This is a genomic window from Denitrificimonas caeni (assembly GCF_905120345.1).
GTDB lineage: Bacteria > Pseudomonadota > Gammaproteobacteria > Pseudomonadales > Pseudomonadaceae > Denitrificimonas > Denitrificimonas caeni_A.
Genome location: NZ_CAJHOA010000005.1, coordinates 1 through 16,472, shown reverse-complemented (window position 1 = coordinate 16,472; position 16,472 = coordinate 1). Strand labels below are relative to the sequence as shown.

18 protein-coding genes and 1 pseudogene are annotated in these 16,472 nt (G+C 47.3%); 9 read left to right on the top strand and 10 right to left on the bottom strand.

Annotated elements, in window-relative coordinates; genetic code table 11:
* Window positions 1-11: 11 nt before the first annotated feature.
* From JYJ62_RS10180 to JYJ62_RS10170, 3 genes are all read right to left on the bottom strand, one after another.
* A complete protein-coding gene (locus JYJ62_RS10180) occupies window positions 12-623 on the bottom strand; it encodes a TRAP transporter small permease (RefSeq protein ID WP_205342117.1) in 612 nt (203 codons plus the stop codon).
* 312 nt (window positions 624-935) lie between these two features.
* A complete protein-coding gene (locus JYJ62_RS10175; protein ID WP_205342116.1) occupies window positions 936-1,193 on the bottom strand; it encodes a hypothetical protein in 258 nt (85 codons plus the stop codon).
* 52 nt (window positions 1,194-1,245) lie between these two features.
* Window positions 1,246-1,902 carry a peroxiredoxin gene (locus tag JYJ62_RS10170; RefSeq protein ID WP_205342115.1) on the bottom strand — a complete coding sequence of 219 codons (657 nt, stop codon included), beginning with the start codon at window positions 1,900-1,902 and terminating at the stop codon, window positions 1,246-1,248.
* A gap of 566 nt (window positions 1,903-2,468) precedes the next feature.
* On the opposite strand from JYJ62_RS10170, the gene JYJ62_RS10165 reads away from it, so the two are divergent.
* The 3 genes from JYJ62_RS10165 to JYJ62_RS10155 are packed head-to-tail and all read left to right on the top strand — an operon-like array spanning window position 2,469 to window position 5,447.
* Window positions 2,469-2,996 carry a hypothetical protein gene (locus JYJ62_RS10165; protein WP_205342114.1) on the top strand — a complete coding sequence of 176 codons (528 nt, stop codon included), beginning with the start codon at window positions 2,469-2,471 and terminating at the stop codon, window positions 2,994-2,996.
* A 13-nt stretch (window positions 2,997-3,009) separates the two neighbouring features.
* Window positions 3,010-4,527, top strand: coding sequence for a molybdopterin-dependent oxidoreductase (locus JYJ62_RS10160; protein WP_205342113.1), 1,518 nt, complete (start codon window positions 3,010-3,012; stop codon window positions 4,525-4,527).
* Between the two features lie 32 nt (window positions 4,528-4,559).
* Window positions 4,560-5,447 carry a hypothetical protein gene (locus tag JYJ62_RS10155; RefSeq protein ID WP_205342112.1) on the top strand — a complete coding sequence of 296 codons (888 nt, stop codon included), beginning with the start codon at window positions 4,560-4,562 and terminating at the stop codon, window positions 5,445-5,447.
* 147 nt (window positions 5,448-5,594) lie between these two features.
* On the opposite strand, the gene JYJ62_RS10150 is transcribed toward JYJ62_RS10155, so the two are convergent.
* From JYJ62_RS10150 to JYJ62_RS10125, 6 genes are all read right to left on the bottom strand, one after another.
* On the bottom strand, window positions 5,595-6,344 hold the full coding sequence (locus JYJ62_RS10150) for a sulfite exporter TauE/SafE family protein (protein ID WP_205342111.1): 750 nt from the start codon (window positions 6,342-6,344) through the stop codon (window positions 5,595-5,597).
* A gap of 146 nt (window positions 6,345-6,490) precedes the next feature.
* Entirely contained in the window at window positions 6,491-6,859 is a 369-nt protein-coding gene (locus tag JYJ62_RS10145) for a hypothetical protein (protein ID WP_205342110.1), read from the bottom strand.
* Between the two features lie 769 nt (window positions 6,860-7,628).
* The gene (locus JYJ62_RS10140) at window positions 7,629-7,928 is read right to left on the bottom strand and encodes a hypothetical protein (RefSeq protein ID WP_205342109.1); all 300 of its coding nucleotides are present in this window, start codon (window positions 7,926-7,928) and stop codon (window positions 7,629-7,631) included.
* 229 nt (window positions 7,929-8,157) lie between these two features.
* Window positions 8,158-8,511, bottom strand: a complete 354-nt coding sequence (locus tag JYJ62_RS10135; RefSeq protein ID WP_205342108.1) for a DUF3147 family protein — start codon at window positions 8,509-8,511, stop codon at window positions 8,158-8,160.
* Between the two features lie 110 nt (window positions 8,512-8,621).
* Window positions 8,622-8,954 (bottom strand): YnfA family protein, encoded by a 333-nt coding sequence (locus JYJ62_RS10130; RefSeq protein ID WP_205342107.1) that lies wholly within the window; start codon window positions 8,952-8,954, stop codon window positions 8,622-8,624.
* A gap of 562 nt (window positions 8,955-9,516) precedes the next feature.
* Entirely contained in the window at window positions 9,517-9,714 is a 198-nt protein-coding gene (locus JYJ62_RS10125) for a DUF2846 domain-containing protein (RefSeq protein WP_232365764.1), read from the bottom strand.
* A gap of 234 nt (window positions 9,715-9,948) precedes the next feature.
* Here JYJ62_RS10125 and JYJ62_RS10120 point away from each other — a divergent pair, with 234 nt between their 5' ends.
* Together JYJ62_RS10120 and JYJ62_RS15820 are read left to right on the top strand one after the other, a co-directional pair.
* A complete protein-coding gene (locus JYJ62_RS10120; RefSeq protein WP_205342105.1) occupies window positions 9,949-10,509 on the top strand; it encodes a YdhK family protein in 561 nt (186 codons plus the stop codon).
* Between the two features lie 217 nt (window positions 10,510-10,726).
* A pseudogene (locus JYJ62_RS15820) lies at window positions 10,727-11,518 on the top strand (IS256 family transposase); the annotation flags it as partial.
* A gap of 335 nt (window positions 11,519-11,853) precedes the next feature.
* Here JYJ62_RS15820 and JYJ62_RS10105 read toward each other — a convergent pair.
* Window positions 11,854-12,258: a PH domain-containing protein gene (locus JYJ62_RS10105; protein ID WP_205342102.1), complete on the bottom strand. Its 405-nt coding sequence runs from the start codon at window positions 12,256-12,258 to the stop codon at window positions 11,854-11,856.
* Between the two features lie 163 nt (window positions 12,259-12,421).
* Between JYJ62_RS10105 and JYJ62_RS10100 the strand changes: the two genes are divergently transcribed.
* The 4 genes from JYJ62_RS10100 to JYJ62_RS10085 all read left to right on the top strand — a co-directional run bounded on the left by JYJ62_RS10100 (window position 12,422) and on the right by JYJ62_RS10085 (window position 16,340).
* Complete coding sequence (locus tag JYJ62_RS10100) at window positions 12,422-12,739, top strand: DUF2388 domain-containing protein (protein WP_205342101.1); 318 nt, start codon at window positions 12,422-12,424, stop codon at window positions 12,737-12,739.
* Between the two features lie 23 nt (window positions 12,740-12,762).
* Complete coding sequence (locus JYJ62_RS10095) at window positions 12,763-14,712, top strand: DUF4105 domain-containing protein (protein WP_205342100.1); 1,950 nt, start codon at window positions 12,763-12,765, stop codon at window positions 14,710-14,712.
* A gap of 1,068 nt (window positions 14,713-15,780) precedes the next feature.
* Window positions 15,781-16,068: a type II toxin-antitoxin system RelB/DinJ family antitoxin gene (locus JYJ62_RS10090; protein WP_205342099.1), complete on the top strand. Its 288-nt coding sequence runs from the start codon at window positions 15,781-15,783 to the stop codon at window positions 16,066-16,068.
* Complete coding sequence (locus tag JYJ62_RS10085) at window positions 16,065-16,340, top strand: type II toxin-antitoxin system RelE/ParE family toxin (RefSeq protein WP_205342098.1); 276 nt, start codon at window positions 16,065-16,067, stop codon at window positions 16,338-16,340. Before JYJ62_RS10090 ends, JYJ62_RS10085 begins: the two co-directional genes overlap by 4 nt.
* Window positions 16,341-16,472 lie beyond the last annotated feature (132 nt).

Below are 16,472 nucleotides of genomic sequence, written 5' to 3'. Positions count from 1 at the left end.
CTTCGCTCCGGTCAGTCGATTGTTTGTTTTTTGTTATGGAGCGGTACATCTGAATACTCTTCCTTTTCACGGAAGGAACGGTAGATATCATCACTGACCAGATTGCGTATAGTGGTCAGCGTGTACTGAATACCCGCTAAGCTGAAGCCCACGGGTAACGCCAAATTGATGACCCACATAGGAATGTGTAGCGCAGAACTGGTGCGCCCGCGCGCATATAAAGCAAGATCGTATTGCGCTGACTTGTAAGCGAAGTAAAACATCAAGACAGCGGTACCGACACTGATGATGATAAGCAGAGCCTTACGCAAGCGCCCACTGAGAAGGTCATACACCGCCGACATGCGGATATGTCGTGCGTGGCGAGCCGCATACCCCACGCCGACGAAGGTGATAATCACAATCAGCATTTCTGTGATTTCGTAGGTGCCGGGAATGCCGCGGCTGAAAAGAAGATTTCCTACGACGTGAGCACTCATAAGAAGTGCCATTAGGAGTACGCTACTGGCAATGATCGTACGTTCAATCCAACCGAGCCCCTGATCGATTGAATCGAGAACCGCAAGGAAGGCATTACGCTTAAGCCCTCCTTTGCTGCCATCGGTTTTATCCGAGTCGTCCATATTATTTCTCCTATATTCAGACGGTCGTTAACACTGCTCAGAATTAGGCCGCGTCACTGCGCTGATACGTCTGAATATATCTAATTTATTACCGAGTTCGATTTATATATAAAAGAAAGGTTACAGCCAACAGACCGCCTTCGCCACCCTCAGCTGACTTTCTATGGTCTTGAAGAGATGATACGAATCGGTCAATCGTTGAGTTAACCGTTGCTGTTTACTCAACGCACGCAGCAGCAGATTGGCAGCAGAGGTGATACGGCTCGCGGAAAATTCAGCTTGAATCTGCGCGTCTTGCTAACCTACCCCGCTTTATCTTTCATAGGCTTTACGGTAGCTGCCTTGGTAATCAAAAATCCGTTCTTGCACCTGCCAGTAGTGCTTTTTCTTGCGCGCAATCACAAAATATGGCGCTGGCAATAAGGCCTGCATCTCCAGCACTTCTGCAGCTCCTTCGACAAATATTTCCTTGATCATGCTGGTTTCTACTGCACCTAGGGCACTGACATTCGCTCGTATACCTTTTTGTCCATCATCAAACGACAGCTGCTTGGTATAACCTGTTAACAAAAAGAGGGCTGAAATACTTCAACCCTCTTTATCTGCAAACCGGCTAAATGACTTACTTCGCAGGTGCCTTAGTAAAGCGCAAGTAAGGCAATTTAATATCGATATCACCAAACTCTTTTTTCGCCTGCTCATCATTGAGACTTAAGCCCACAATCACATCCTGACCCGGAACCCAGTCAGCCGGTGTTGCAAGAGCCGCACCATCAGTGATTTGAATCGCATCCAAAGCACGTAGAATTTCAGCAAAGTTGCGCCCTACAGACATTGGGTAAGACATGGTCAGGCGTACTTTTTTGTCAGGTCCAATAATAAATACAGTACGTACTGTTGCGCTGTTCGCTGCTGTGCGAGATTCAGGCAAGTAAGCGCCCGCTGGCAGCATATCGTACAATTTAGACACATCTAATGAGGTGTCATCAATGATTGGGAAGTCTGCTGGCGCACCTGAAAACGCTTCAATATCGCGCTTCCACTTTACATGCTCTTCAACACTGTCCACAGACACACCCATGACCTTGGTATTGCGCTTAGCAAACTCCGGAGCAAGTCGAGCAACGGCACCAAATTCCGTGGTACAGACCGGAGTAAAGTCTTTTGGATGCGAAAATAAAATAGCGTAACTGTCACCAACCCACTCATGGAAGTTAAGCTGGCCGGCTGTGGAATCTACAGTAAAATCTGGAGCAATATCATCAATGCGAATGGACATAATTTATGTTCCTTAACTGTTATATTTTGAGTTTGCTACGCTGCAAAGAAACGTGCTAGCACACTGTAACACAACACACTTTCGCGTCTGTTTGAGTTATCGCTAACGCTGTTTAAACAGCACTGAAACACCTATCGATCTTTTAACAAAGCTCAACTCACAGGTGACTTTGACATAGCGAAGCGCAGACAACGGTATCCGAGTGCCGCATCTGGCCAAATTGCTATCGTTCAGTCTCCAAGCCATACCCGAGGAATAATGATGGTGCTGGTATCAATAATCCAATATCGAACCACATACTTTGCCGAAAACACTATCTCGGACAGAGTCAAATATCGGAGCTATTTTAACTGGCGTCCCGATTTTTGGAAAAATCTGGTAGGGTTCATACCCTTTGGGCTCGCCTCGCTGTACCAAATGGCTCCCTAGCGCAGCATTTGCACAGGCAGGGAGAGCACTAACGGTGGTGGGCTGTTTGTTGAAGATACTCTTCATATTGTAGGGTTGGTAGCTGTGCTGAACACCGACCGGTGATTAATGATTTTCGATGGAGGCAGTACATAGCAATGGAAGACGAAAACTCTCCTGCTCTGCGTGCTGGTGTGGACTTTCGTGGCACCCCAAACGCGACTCAGCCAGTCCTTGAACACATCAAACCGGGCAAAAAACGCGCTCCGCTGTTGCGCTACATCCGTATCAATCTGCCAAAGACCACCCGGCTGCTACTCATCGCTGTGATTGCCGTGGTTGGCGCTGCTTCAGCGGCTGTTGCGCTATCGAACCACGCGCCATTTCTTTTCGCGACCCCAGTGCTATGGAGTATTTTCGGGGCTGCCGCCGTGTTCGTCGCCGTTGCTTTGCTGACCTCTGTCCGCATCTGGACATGGGGGTTGACCATCGCGCTGTCTTCCCTGCTGGTCTACATTGCCGGCCTGCTGGGCAATGCGCCCTATGTTTGGAATGGCGCCAGTGTCGTTTCCGCCGCAATTTGGAATCTGACGCTGCTGGCCTCCATCGCCTATATGGTGCTGTTTTGGGCACTGCGCTACGGGATGATCGTTGCGGCTCCCGACAAGCAAAATTTTATGGACTGATAAGGGTTTTTTAATGGATCTCGGGTTTCCCTGGTGGCTTCGTGTGGAGCACTTCCTTAACATCATCTTTATTACATTCTTGGTGCGCTCGGGCCTCGAGATTCTGGGTACCTACCCCAAGCTTTACCGCTCGCAACATACTGTACCTGGCACAGCCTGGGCGCAGTTTACGGTGCAGGAGGAGGCCAAGCATAAGTACTATACGGTGGGCGGTGAATACAGCGATTATTCCCCGCGCATTTCCCTGCCCGGGCGTGGCCTGCTGGGTCTCGGCCGTTACTGGCATTTCATGGCGGTTACGGGTTTTGTCACCTGCTGGATAACCTACTTCGTGTTACTGCTGGCGACCGGTCAGTGGCGGCGCTATGTGCCCACCAGTTGGGACACGTTTGCTCAGGCGGGCCAGGATATGCTGGCCTACCTTGCCTTCACCATGCCGCAACCCGTCGATGGCATGGTGTTTAATGCCCTGCAGCAACTGTCGTACGGTTTTGTGATGCTGGTACTGACGCCTTTGGTGATCCTGACCGGTGCATTTCAGTCGCCGGCCATTGCCAACCATTTTTCGCGCATGACCCGTGCACTCGGTGGCCGCCAAGTGATCCGTAGCACGCACTTTCTGTGCTTGGTTGGTTACGTCGCATTCTTCATCATCCACGTGCCGTTGGTCTTTCTTCACGGCTATCTGCACGAGACATCAAAGATGGTATTGGGGCACTCCAATAATCCTGTTTTGGGCGGATCCATTTTCACTATCGGCCTCATCCTCGTAGTCGTCCTGCACGTGGTCGCCACGCGCTGGACCTTGGCAGACGGTCGTGCCGTTGAGAGGTTGCATAACCTGATTGTGCGGCCTTGGTCGAATCTGCTGTACAAACTGCCCGCGCGCATGCATTACGATCGCTCGAACATCACCGGTAAGGACGTGGGCCTGGAGAACACCACCCACAACTTCCGTGGCAGCGGGCGACCACCAGAAACCGAGGAGTATCTGGCGCTTATGGCCAACTGCTACGAGGACGACTACGTGCTGGAGATCGGTGGTTACGTTGAACGGCCAATGACACTGACCATTGCCGAACTGCGCGAGCTTGCCGCGGGCCATTCGCAGACCACGCTGCACCACTGTGTGCAGGGTTTCACCTCGATTGGGCGCTGGCGCGGCATTACCGTGTCGGACCTCCTCGAACTGGCTGGGCCCTTGCCCGGCGCAACTGACGTGGTGTACACCAGCTTCCAGAACATGGGCCGCGATGACACCTTGTACGATGGGGGCACTTACTACGTGTCGACACCCATGGTTGAGGCGCGGATGCCACAGACGCTGATTGCCTTTGAACTCAATGACGAAGGCGAGATTCCGGCCAAAAATGGCGGACCGGTGCGCCTGCGCTTAGAAAGCTCGACCGGGTTTCGCAGCCTGAAATGGCTTGATCGTATTGAGGTGGTCAACCGCTACGATATTATCCTTGAGGGCCGTGGTGGCTACTTCGAGGACACGGATTTCTACGACCGCAACCAACTGATCTGACCGTCCGCGAAAAAAAGGAAGTCCCTGTTATTATGTTGAAAAAAAGTATAACGCTGAAAAACACACGCCCACGTACCCAAGCCGAGCTCGATGCTTACATTGCCGCGCGACCCAGGCCGGTGCGCAACACCTTTGAAGGTATGTACCCGCTGCACGAGGATATTGAGCTGTCGGACGCACAGGTGCAGATCGTGCTGGACTACCTGCAAGAGGTTAATTTCCATCTGCCCGGCGCTGCTGCCCATGAGTTTCTTGTGGTGCGTTGGGCGCGTTACACTGGATTTCAGTTTCTGCAGGAACCCCTAGAAGCCTATGCTATCGGACTGCGCTGCACGCATCCCGGCATGGAAGATCAGCACACCTTTATTCGTATGTCCTGGGGCCAGCTGATGGGCGATCCCGAGGCTGTCCGTTTGCCGGTCAACGAGCCGGTGCTGGCCAGCGATATGATGACCCTCGCCCCCTATCGCGATACCCGCACTGGGCCTTCGCGAACCGGCGTTGACGCCTATGCTGCTGAGTCCAATGATTCTGTGTCAGGCACCGATTTTGACCTGAAACTGTTAAATGGTGCACTGGATGACGTGCTAGAGCAGCATCGTGCCGGCAAGGGTCGAGAAATTAACTCATGGTGGAACCCTGCACTTGACTGGGGGGTTGCATTGGCCGGGCGCTACCCGCGACTGAAGTACTTCGAGTCTAAGGGACGCCTCGATAAGAAAACCTTGGTTGCTTTGCACGCCTTCGAAGCACGGGCAGCGCAGGCGGAAACAGCGTTGCAGGAACTCGGTCTGGCCTCCCCTGCATCCGTGGCCGAATCTACGCTTAAGCAGGCGCAGAAAGCAGAGCGTGGAAAGTTTGCCCGCCACCACCGTATCCGCAACCCACAGCCGCTTACCGAATCAGAGCGTGACACCTAGCGCCAGCGAGTAGGCGGTGTCTGGCTCACTGGACTAGGTTATGCCTGCCTACTCCATCGCACCAGCATCACCGGAATGAAGAACGTATTAACGCCTTGCATCAATTGCCATAGCGAAGCGGAGGTCAATTGGATACGATTGTTATATCTAAATATATGCAAATTTAATAAGTAAAATCATTGCCAAGACAGATAGAAATGCTCTAAGAACTCTTTTATAGATATTTACATTAATTTTCTTTTTAAAGTTAATTCCAAGATACAATGCAAGTGAAACGACGATAAGCATTATCGAAGAAGTCGAAAGTTCACTTAGGTTAAAATTACCATGAATAGAAAACAACACCAATTGAATAATTTTTCCAAACATAAAGCAGAAATTTGACGCCTGAATTGTTTCACTTTTTGTATGTTTTGATTCTAGTGAATATATAATAAGAATTGGAGCCATGACATTAGTAAGCCCACCCAATATTCCCGCTGAAACTCCAAAAACAACCTTCGATAGACGTGGATAGATATAAACCCATGACAGATTTATTTTTATTTTGTCAGAGAGCAAGTAAGTTATAATTACTAAACCAAGAAGAGCTTCAAAAATATTAGAATTAGTAAATATTAATATTATAGTCCCTATAGCACTTCCCGCCATTGCCAATAATGCCAGTGAGAGATGGTGACGTAAGGCATACAGTATGTTCCCCTCACTGGCTATACTAGCTAGATTAACTAGAAGTGTTGGGATTAATGTTAATACAATTGCTGTCTGAATATCAGTAACAAGTGCCAATAAGGGTGTTGCCACCATCGGAAATCCAAATCCGATGCACCCATGAATAAGGGCTGCAAAAAATAATATAAATGTAACAGCTATCAATACCTCTGAACTTAAATCCACTAGAAACTGTACTCCGTTATTTTTTTTGATTTTTAAGCATAACGCCTTGGTAAGTGGCAATAAAATAGCAGGCTAAAATTAACGAGGAACGAGTAAAAGCCAACTATTTTTGTCCGTTTAATTAATTTTTTACATTCTTTGTGAACTTACGTTTTTATTTTTTGGCCATTATTTTTTTTACTTTTTTTGATCAAATTGTTTTGTCGAGTTTTACTTTCAACAATTCTGGTATAAAACTGAAACCGTTCTTTATAATTCCAAAAAATAAAACGTGATGGTTTTGATGGTAAGGTTTGCTCTAGTAACCCATCCCAATATTTTGAATCCCAACATTCTATCCCATCAAACGTTAACCCTAAGGTATGCGGGTATACATTACTCTGCCAATAGCCTAAGTTACTCCAGCCATCGTCTGTATAGATTGACTCCGGATCGCCGCGGCTAAATAAATGAAATATTGTGTTATGTGAATTCAATGGGGCGTCTGCGGTATCAAATGTATCCCCAAACATCATTTAATGTTTACCATTAAACTTAAACCTCAAGCAAACTTCTTTTGATTTGGCAATATCAATTCTTTTATTTACTGAAAAGTTTGCATGTTTACCATGATCCTCTCCATATATTAATTTGCTGTTCAGAATCGCTAACGCATCGTCTATTGAAGTCCAATGATATAAAACCTCGAAAAGTAAAATCTTTTCTGATGGCATGTCTTTTAATATCATTTAATCTAATACCAATGTCAAAATATACGCCAGTATTTGATAGGAATGTAATGCTTAGCTAAGCGGTGCACTGACAAGAACATTCGGCGGAGGTCGAAGGCCGGAACAAACTTAAGCATCTTGTTATGCGTGACTCTATTGCCCATTTGCGATTGCCTGCTTGATTATGGGGGCAACTGAATCAGGACTAATGTCTCGCGCTTTACAATAATTAGTTTGCAGCCAAACTGAGAGCTGCTTTTGACCTTTGCTAACATTACAGCCGCGACAACAGAGGCAGATATTTTCTCTTGTGATTATTGAAGCAATATCAATGATGTGCTCCAAGCTTGCGGAGACTTTCGTCGATTCTTTATGTGAAAGAAACTCGTTTCCGCAGTAGACGCAGAGGTTGTCTCGCTCTCTGATTTCCCGCTCTAGTTCAGCGGGAATATTCCAATTATTTGCCATAGTTCACTTCGATCTCTTTACGCATAGCGCAGCTGTGCTGCGTCCTTGTTTATATGAGACAAACTGCGGCTGTCCGCGCGTATTTCAATAAAACATCACTCCAAAATTAAGGCGCATCCACCGCGATCCACTGGATTAACTCGTTAGCATTCTTCAGGGCGTGCTGCCTTTTAATCATCCTTCCAGATGCATCGAAGAGTAAAAGCTCCGCCATGCTGGCATCGTGTGCAGCGATCAACTGGTCGCCCTCTGGAGTGTGAATTTGGGCGACGAGAAAGAAAGCTTGGTCGCCAAGCTGATCGCGAGCTTTATTCATTTGCTCAGTCTGGCTTACGCTAACGCCAAGGTTTGGATCGTAGACAAACACCAGAGCCGGCTTACCGGTACCTATTTGCTCGTGGGTCATCTTAAAACCTTTAGGCATTGTCGTAAATATAAGCCCTAGAAATATCAATATGGATGCGATGACGCCAATAAAAACCCAAGGCTTTCGGCGAGCAGAGTTGGAATTATATTTTTCGTTGATGATAAAATCCTCTTTATATTTTTGAAGCTATAACGCTGTCATAAACCGCGCGAGCTTGCGAGCGTCGGACAACCAAAGGAAGCGAATTTAATGGCCTTGTTAAGTTTTATCACGGTAGTAATTGGATTCCAAATTGGCGAACCACGAATGAAAAAGTCGCAAAACAAAATATGGTAATACCAATACTCATCAGCATCGTGAGCCAGAACCCAAAGCGCGGAAGTAATAGGGGAAATGCGAGGAACATAGGTAAGGTAGGAATCACGTACCAGAAAGTATACCAAGCATGATTGGAAATTTTTTCCATTGGTTGTTTTTCAACGTAGAGCCATATAAGCGCAAGAAACGTCACTAAGGGCAGTGCCGCAATGAGTCCACCGAGTTTGTCGCTGCGTTTTGCGGCCTCAGAGATTAACACCACAACTGCTGCGGTGAGCATGTACTTAGTAATCAACCAACTCATAAATAATCTCCAAAAAAGACCTAACGCTCTTGTTTAGCAACGCCCGTGTAGCACAGCGAAATCGACGCCCGCTGCAGGGCCTGAGACCCGGAACGAACTACACCAGTTGGTTATGTGGTGCGCGGCCCAAACATAATGATAGCCATACCCACCAACGCAACGACAGAGCCAACCAAATCCCAAACGGTTGGGCGAATCCCATCAACAGCCCAAAGCCACATGATCGCCATAAAAATATACACACCACCATACGCAGCATAGACCCGACCAGCAGCGGTGGGATGGAGCGACAGTAACCACGCAAATGCTGCAAAACTCAGCGCAGCTGGCACCAAAAGCCAGATGGATTTTCCCTCACGAAGCCAGAGATAAGGCAAATAACAACCAACGATCTCTGCTAGCGCGGTGACGAGAAAAAGACCTATTATTTTCAGCTCAGACAAAGAAATTGACCTCTTGGCAGTAAAATATAACGCCCACCACACACGCGAACAACTTGTTGTGAGTCGAGCGTTGAAAGAGCGCGTTTGTGCTGGCGTTTGTTATATGCTGTCGACATGGCCAAACACTAAGCTTATGAACAGCAAAAGAATACCAAAAGACTGAATTAAAATATCAGATTGGCGATACTTGTTTTTTGTCTCCATTAGCGTTGAAAACGATAACTTCCGAGCGAATAAGTCAGCTGGCACGAGCCGGATACTTGAATATCCCAAACAGCTAAAGCTAACAGCTTGCAATAACAATGACGCCTTTTGTTCATAGATAAAGGCAATAGCAGCAACAATCGCAACAGAGAACCAAAAATAACTTGGCCAGTGTCTATTTCTTTTTTTATCCATTCGTCAAGCTACTCCGTATTCTCTATATTCCAAGCATATAGCGCCCCAATAAGAGGCAAAAAACAGTTGGCTATAATGTTGAGGAACGAAAACAGTCAACTGTTTTTTGTCCTGCTTTATTGCCTTGTTATGCTATTGGCTAAACTTACCTTTTACAGCCATGTCAATTTTTTAAATTTTTTTTACCTTTTTTTTCATCTACTAGCTCGACACCCGCACCGCCGACAAAAACACCCATTTTTATATACTGGCTAACAAAATAGTTTTTATCGTTTTCTGTTTTAACAAGTAGATTATTAGGCGAAAACTCTGATTCTGTAGAAATCTTATGCTCAGTATTGGGTGAACATTTCGCTGGCACAACCAGTCCTATGGATGATTTAGCACTACTTATCAATGATCATTAAAAACGCGCAACCCCTTGCACAACTGCGCATTTTATTTGTTACCTAGCTATCTCTAGCTCACCAATCTCAACCCTATTGGTTTTCCCTGCTCCTAGTCGCTGTCTAATTTATAAGCAGTGTAAATGTTTAGCTTATAGCTGGATAAATAATGGTTATACTAAAATTAACCTAAAAAGGAGTGATATGAAATGAAAAAACAATTACTTGTAATAGGCGTTACGTTTGCTCTTGTGCTTGCAGGCTATGGCTCGGCGGCAACAAACGATGAAGAGTCCACTAAGAGCGCAGAGGTTTTCCACGAAGATATGAATGACATGGTTCATTCTGACGATGGAAGTATTCCCAATGGTTTAATGAAAGCCGCAAACCCCACGTATGCAGTCGGATCTGAAGCAATTATTCAAACGGATCATATGGAAGGCATGCAAGGAGCCACCGCAACAATTGTCGGAGCATTTAACACCACTGCATATTCCATCAACTACACCCCTACAGATGGTAGTGAGAAAGTATTAGATCACAAATGGGTTGTCCATGAAGAAATTGAAAATCCAGCACCCGCTCCTCTTGAAAATGGAGCTGAAGTGACGGTACTCGCTAATCATATGAAAGGGATGGAAGGAGCAAAAGCAGAAATTGAATCTGCCGAACAGACTACCGTTTATATGATTGATTATTTCTCAACAACAGACGGGGAAAAAGTAACGAATCATAAATGGGTCGTTGAAGATGAACTATCAGAAAAGTAAGTCATTAGGCATCTCTTTACGCTGATTACCCACAAAGATGAAATCGGACTGTCTAAGCGAGATGACTATCTTGGCGATGCTCAAAGGACTGACCAGATTAATGATTAAACCCAAACATAAACGACCTTCGACTGTATGACTCACACAGCGCGAGAGACTGTAATTAAATCTGTGCAACTGTTTATCATTACCCCATAACGGAAAGGATAGACAGTTGATGAACAAAAAAGACCTCGCAGCCTTTGCACGCGAAGCGGCAAAAGGTATCAAAACTGAAAAAGATCTGACAGACATGCGAGCCATGCTCACCAAGATCATGGTGGAAGCAGCTCTTAGCGTTGAGCTTGATGAGCATTTAGGCTATCGCAAGCACGAGCAGTCCAGTTCAGACAACAGTCGCAATGGTGTCACGCGTAAAACCGTGCGCACTGAAGATGGCCAGTTTGAACTGGATACGTCACGTGACTGACAAGGTGATTTTGAGCCGCAGCTGGTGAAAAAACACCAAACCCGTTTTACCTCGATGGATGACAAAATTCTATTTCTCTATGCCCAAGGCATGACGACGCGAGAAATTGTCGACACCTTCAAAGAAATGTACGGCGCAGATGTGTCTGCAAGCCTCATATCCAAAGTCACTGATGCCGTTATTGATCAGGTTGTTGAGTGGCAGTCATGGCCTCTGGATGCGGTTTATCCCATCGTTTATCTGGACTGCATCGTGGTTAAGATCCGCCAAGATAAACATGCGATCAACAAAGCCGTTTACCTTGCCTTGGGCGTCAACATGGACGACCACAAGGAGCTATTAGGCTTATGGCTGTCTGAAAACGAAGGGTCTAAATTCTGGCTTAACGTGCTCACTGAGCTGCAAAATCGCGGCGTAAAAGATATATTAATTGCTTGTATTGATGGCCTAAAAGGCTTCCCGGATGCCATTAATGCGGTCTTCCTTGAGACTCAAATTCAGCTTTGTATCGCTCACATGGTGCGCAACTCAGTCAAATATGCCCATTTACTGTTCCTGCTGTACCTAACCATGCATGCTGTGCATCACTGCAATTCGCTCAGAGCAGTTTACTCCTTTGAACTTGGTAAAATAAGTTGCAAAAACCACTTTAATACGCTCACCTACTCTAGGTCAGAGCAATCAAACTCAGTCACTGCTATTACGCCTAAACCTATATCATTGAGCTTGTTTTTCAATTGTTTCCAAAACCTTTTTCACAATCAATTTTTATTTCATTCTGACTCATACTCATTTACACATAACGCCGCCCACAACTGCGAGCGCTTGTGCGAGTCCAGCACCGTAGGTGCGCGTTGCTGGGCCTTATTATAGCTTTATACTACATCGATACTTTCTATGGATTTCTTGACATCCAATGGATTATCAACTTTCATAAAGACAACATCACTGATTCCGCGGCCTGTTATTTTTACATTACCAAAACCAAATATACGACCTAATACACTTTGGTCGATTTCTACAGTTTCAATTGAGCTTATTTTCATTTCATCTGTTTTTCTAGAGATAATTCCACTTTTTCGGATGACCCTTTTATTTGTAACACCTTGTTCAATGCTCCGAAGTTTTAACCATTCCCAGAGGGCTAATAAGGCAGTGAGGCCAATGGTTGGAATTGCTAATATGAGCCAAATAAACATTGGGATTTTTGAAAACCAGTGGAGCTTAAAAATTTCATGAGTTTGTTCGCCTTTTGATAGTGACTCATCAATATATGACATCTTTTTTTCCTTGAGATTATTGAAATCTATAACGCTTAGGTAACCGCCAACTGTCGCACAGCAGGCAACGTTGGTAGCCGTCTGATGACGGCTGATATTATGAGCCAGAACAGTCTCGGCTTGCCGGAATTTTATTGTATGCACCTTCTATAAGGATACTTTTATGCAACGCCTTTCTCTTTTCATCGTAGCGGGCCTGTTGAGCTTCGCCGGTGCTGTATCAGCGAGCAGTTTTATTGCCTCCACTGACACGATTGGCAGCTCATTAGCTAATACGTCCGAGAGCACCAGCGACGCTACGTCGAACATTGGCAATGACAAGGTTATACTTGCCGCCAAAAGTGATGCCGCCAGTTTTGTCGGTAGTGCCGGTGAGTTGCGTGGTGTCAACCTTGAAGCAGCCCTGAGCCACATTCGTCAACAGCTGCCTACCCTCGAGGCGACTGACATGCAACTGGCCGAGGCTATCCTCGCTCTTTGAGTCACGGTGGATGGAAACAGCAGATGCTATCTGCCTATGCGCTGCTCTTCAGCCTCTTGCTGCTAACCGCCTCGCCTGTACAGGCGGCTCTGCGCTTACAGCTTGAGCAGCAACAACTGACAGAAGATCAACTGCAAGCCTCCCAGCAATTGCTGGATGAGGTGTTTACAGTCTTGCCGCCAAGGATGGTCGAGCAATTGGATCAGACAGTACCGGTCAGCTGGAGCCAGCATCTGCCGGATAACGTGATGGGCCGCGCCAGCCCAGGCGGCAAAATCACACTGAATCAACGCTGGTTGCCGGTTCTTTTGTCCACAAGCGACAGCCATAATATTTCCGGGCGCCAGCACCCCACTCTACGCACCGAGCTCAAAGCGACGCTCATTCATGAGCTCGCGCACCTGTATGACCGTGGGCGTTTCTGGCTAACCGATGAGCGCCGGCTGCTGCAGCACTGCCGTAGCCGCGAGCGCGTCCAAGGTCATATCGGTCTGCCCAGCGAGTGCCGAGGCCAGACCAACAGGCAATTTACCCTCAGCGACGCACCCCGTTGGCTGGATCTGGCTGGCTGGCAGCAGCAGATCGGCAAGCGCGGGCGACGCGATGCAGACAACTTTCAACAACTGCGCAGCCCCGACACCTACGAACTCCATAATCCACAGGAGTTTGTGGCGGTCAATCTGGAGTATTTTCTACTGGATCCGCAGTACGCTTGCCGTCGCCCAGCTTTAGCCGATTATCTGCAAACACATTTTGCCTGGGCTCCCGCTCACACCCAGCCATGTACAACGCAACTCCCCTATTTAAATGCCAGCCTAGACACCAGCCCTCAAGCGCTGGCCTGGCTCGATCCGGAACGTATTTATCAGGTGCATTATCTACTGGCTGAACCCGATGAAAGCTGGGCAGGCCGCTGGGGCCACAGCATGTTGCGGCTGGTGATTTGTGCTCCGGGCCGAACACCTGGACCGGATTGCCTGCTGGATCTGGAGCACCACCTAGTGCTGTCCTTCCGCGCCTTTGTGGATGATGTGCAGCTATCCAGTTGGGATGGTTTGATGGGCAATTACCCATCCCGCCTGTTCCTGCTGCCGCTGCAAAAGGTAGTGGATGAATACACCCAGCTTGAACTGCGTGGTCTCAGCTCGGTTCCCCTACGGCTGGATGCCCAAGCCCGTCATCGGCTGGCTCAACAGGCCACTGCCCTGCACTGGAGTTATGACGGCACCTATTATTTCGTGAGCAACAACTGTGCAGTGGAAACCCTGAAATTACTGCGCAGCGGCAGTGCCTTGCCTCAACTGCAGAGCCTCGACAGTCAGACCCCAACCGGTCTGCTTGCACTGCTCGACGCTCGGGGATTGGCTGACCTAAAACCATTGCAGGATCATCAGGCAGCGCTACGCCAGGGCTACTACTTCGACTCCTACCACAAACGCTACAACCACATGTTCGAGGTACTACGCCGCCAGCTACAGATTCCCTTTGCACGCTTAGAAGACTGGCTCAGCAGCCCAGCCAGCAACCGACAAACCTGGTTTGCAGCAGCAAACACCCGCTCCACAGCTGCCTTGCTGGTACTTGAAGAAGCCATTCAGCGTCGGCATGTGCTGGAAATACAGCAGGATCTCAAACTACGCTTCCTGTCCAACGATGCACCACCCGAGTTGAACGAAGCCGCGCAATTGATGCAGGGACTGCTGAGTGGCAGCAGCTTTTTGAGCCGTCCCGGAGAGCTATTGAGCGAGGGCTATGGTTTGCCACAACCACAAGAATCACAGCAATTTCTCAAGATTGCCACAGCCCGACAGCAGATGTTACTGACCAGCGCTGAAGACCTGAAACAGCGCCTGCTCTCACTGATGAGCGCAGAACAGCGCCAGCAACTGGACGAGACCGGTGCCAATATCAACTTGCTCTCACGGCAATTGCGACAGCTGCACAGCGAGTCTGGCGGCATTCAGCTGCCCTGAGAGGGTTACTACCTAGCGGACTGCACACCCTAGCAGTCGCGCATATAAGGTTAGCTATGGCCCAACTCCTATCAATCTGAATGTAGCGCCCTTAACTATTAGCGGTATAGGTAACTGCCAGCGCCGGTAATCATTACGTCGTTATGTTTTGGCATTGCTGATTTGCCCAAGGATGTTGTTTTTATAGGGACTTATAATAGGCAAGATACAAAGGCATAACTTGATAAGCATGCCAGGTATTTAGTGAGGCGTGATAGGTACCGCCACATGGATGAGCGAGCTGCACTAAGAATCATGGCGAGCTAGCTAGTCTTTTTTGTCTATCGTTATTTCAATAGATTTGCTATCACCAGCAAACCACTTCTGAACATACAAAGTACCCACGATAGGAGCAGTTCCTTCATCGGGGACCTCCTTACGCGGTCTATTAATGATGAACAAAAGGTGGATTTTGGTTCAGCTGGGTTTCCCATTTCTGATTCACCCTCTGCACTTTCCAGAGGCAGTGATAACTGCTTAACAGGTGCCATTCAAAAACACTTCCCCAACGAGTACTTTCCGTGATTTGTTCAGGCCTTCAGCTGCAAGAGTGCGGCCTACTATGCCTTCTGCTGATTTCTGCAGTGCGGTCACAATCGATTGCTCTATTGTCAGTTGCTCCTTCAACACACTGCAGACCTCCCAGGGTAAAACACTTAACTTTCCTCGCGTAGACGCTCAATTTATAAAACATATTCCAGTTGCAGATGGAGGGCTTAGCAGTCACGTGCCCGCTGGCCCCAAATATGTCACACCTCATATTGAGTTCTTGTTCATCGCCCCGCGATTTCGCGTTGGACTTCCTTCAGACCCTGTCTCGCGACAACGCCCTTGCCCTTTCGCTAACCTTCGGCTCTGCGAATACCTGGTACGAGGACTTGCACCTCGCTAGTTAAGTGCCATGCCCGGCACACACGCTGCCAACACAGGCGAGCGTAGCGAGTCCAGCCAGCTTGCTGGCGTTTGTGCTTGGCCTTGTTAGTTGTCCTGTGCTAACGTTTGTACACACACAAAAAGTTGGATACTCTTATGGATACTAGAATTCAGTTTCGAGTCGATGAAGAAACCAAGCGCCTAGCCCAACAAATGGCTGAAAGCCAAGGCCGTACCCTTAGTGATGCTTGCAGAAATCTTACAGAACAATTGGCTGATCAACAACGTAAAGCCTTGTCTCATGATGTTTGGCTAAATGAGCAAGTAAATTTAGCTTTTGACAAATTAGATGCCGGCAAGTCTACTTTTATTGAACATGACCAAGCCAAATCCATAATGGCAGAACGCAAGGCTAAGATTCGCAGCCGGAGTGTTAATCCGTGATTCTATGGGAAGAAGAATCTCTGAACGACCGAGAAAAAATCTTTGAATTTCTTTATGATTTTAATCCTGCGGTTGCAGATAAAACAGATCAGGTCATTGAAGATAAAGTAGATAATTTACTTCGGCACCCATTAATGGGCGTACAACGAGATGATATAAAAGGTCGATTACTCATAATCCCTGAGATATCAATGATAGTTTCCTATTCAGTTGATGGTTCAGTAATTCGTATTATGCGAGTACTACATCAGAAACAAAAATTTCCGGCGTAGTAGTAACTAACGTAGAGCTAAGCGGTCGGAAGGGGCCTACTAAAAAACCATGCTATGACCCTGTAAATGATTCTGTGTAACTGCCAAGGTTAAATATAATCCGTTAAGCGGTCTTCAAATTCAATCATAAAT

Excerpts from the sequence above, each read along its gene's own strand:
- JYJ62_RS10180 (WP_205342117.1), bottom strand. The coding sequence starts at position 623 with ATGGACGACTCGGATAAAACCGATGGCAGCAAAGGAGGGCTTAAGCGT.
- JYJ62_RS10170 (WP_205342115.1), bottom strand. The coding sequence starts at position 1,902 with ATGTCCATTCGCATTGATGATATTGCTCCAGATTTTACTGTAGATTCC.
- JYJ62_RS10165 (WP_205342114.1), top strand. The coding sequence starts at position 2,469 with ATGGAAGACGAAAACTCTCCTGCTCTGCGTGCTGGTGTGGACTTTCGT.
- JYJ62_RS10160 (WP_205342113.1), top strand. The coding sequence starts at position 3,010 with ATGGATCTCGGGTTTCCCTGGTGGCTTCGTGTGGAGCACTTCCTTAAC.
- JYJ62_RS10155 (WP_205342112.1), top strand. The coding sequence starts at position 4,560 with ATGTTGAAAAAAAGTATAACGCTGAAAAACACACGCCCACGTACCCAA.
- JYJ62_RS10145 (WP_205342110.1), bottom strand. The coding sequence starts at position 6,859 with ATGATGTTTGGGGATACATTTGATACCGCAGACGCCCCATTGAATTCA.
- JYJ62_RS10140 (WP_205342109.1), bottom strand. The coding sequence starts at position 7,928 with ATGACCCACGAGCAAATAGGTACCGGTAAGCCGGCTCTGGTGTTTGTC.
- JYJ62_RS10135 (WP_205342108.1), bottom strand. The coding sequence starts at position 8,511 with ATGAGTTGGTTGATTACTAAGTACATGCTCACCGCAGCAGTTGTGGTG.
- JYJ62_RS10120 (WP_205342105.1), top strand. The coding sequence starts at position 9,949 with ATGAAAAAACAATTACTTGTAATAGGCGTTACGTTTGCTCTTGTGCTT.
- JYJ62_RS10105 (WP_205342102.1), bottom strand. The coding sequence starts at position 12,258 with ATGTCATATATTGATGAGTCACTATCAAAAGGCGAACAAACTCATGAA.
- JYJ62_RS10100 (WP_205342101.1), top strand. The coding sequence starts at position 12,422 with ATGCAACGCCTTTCTCTTTTCATCGTAGCGGGCCTGTTGAGCTTCGCC.
- JYJ62_RS10095 (WP_205342100.1), top strand. The coding sequence starts at position 12,763 with ATGCTATCTGCCTATGCGCTGCTCTTCAGCCTCTTGCTGCTAACCGCC.
- JYJ62_RS10090 (WP_205342099.1), top strand. The coding sequence starts at position 15,781 with ATGGATACTAGAATTCAGTTTCGAGTCGATGAAGAAACCAAGCGCCTA.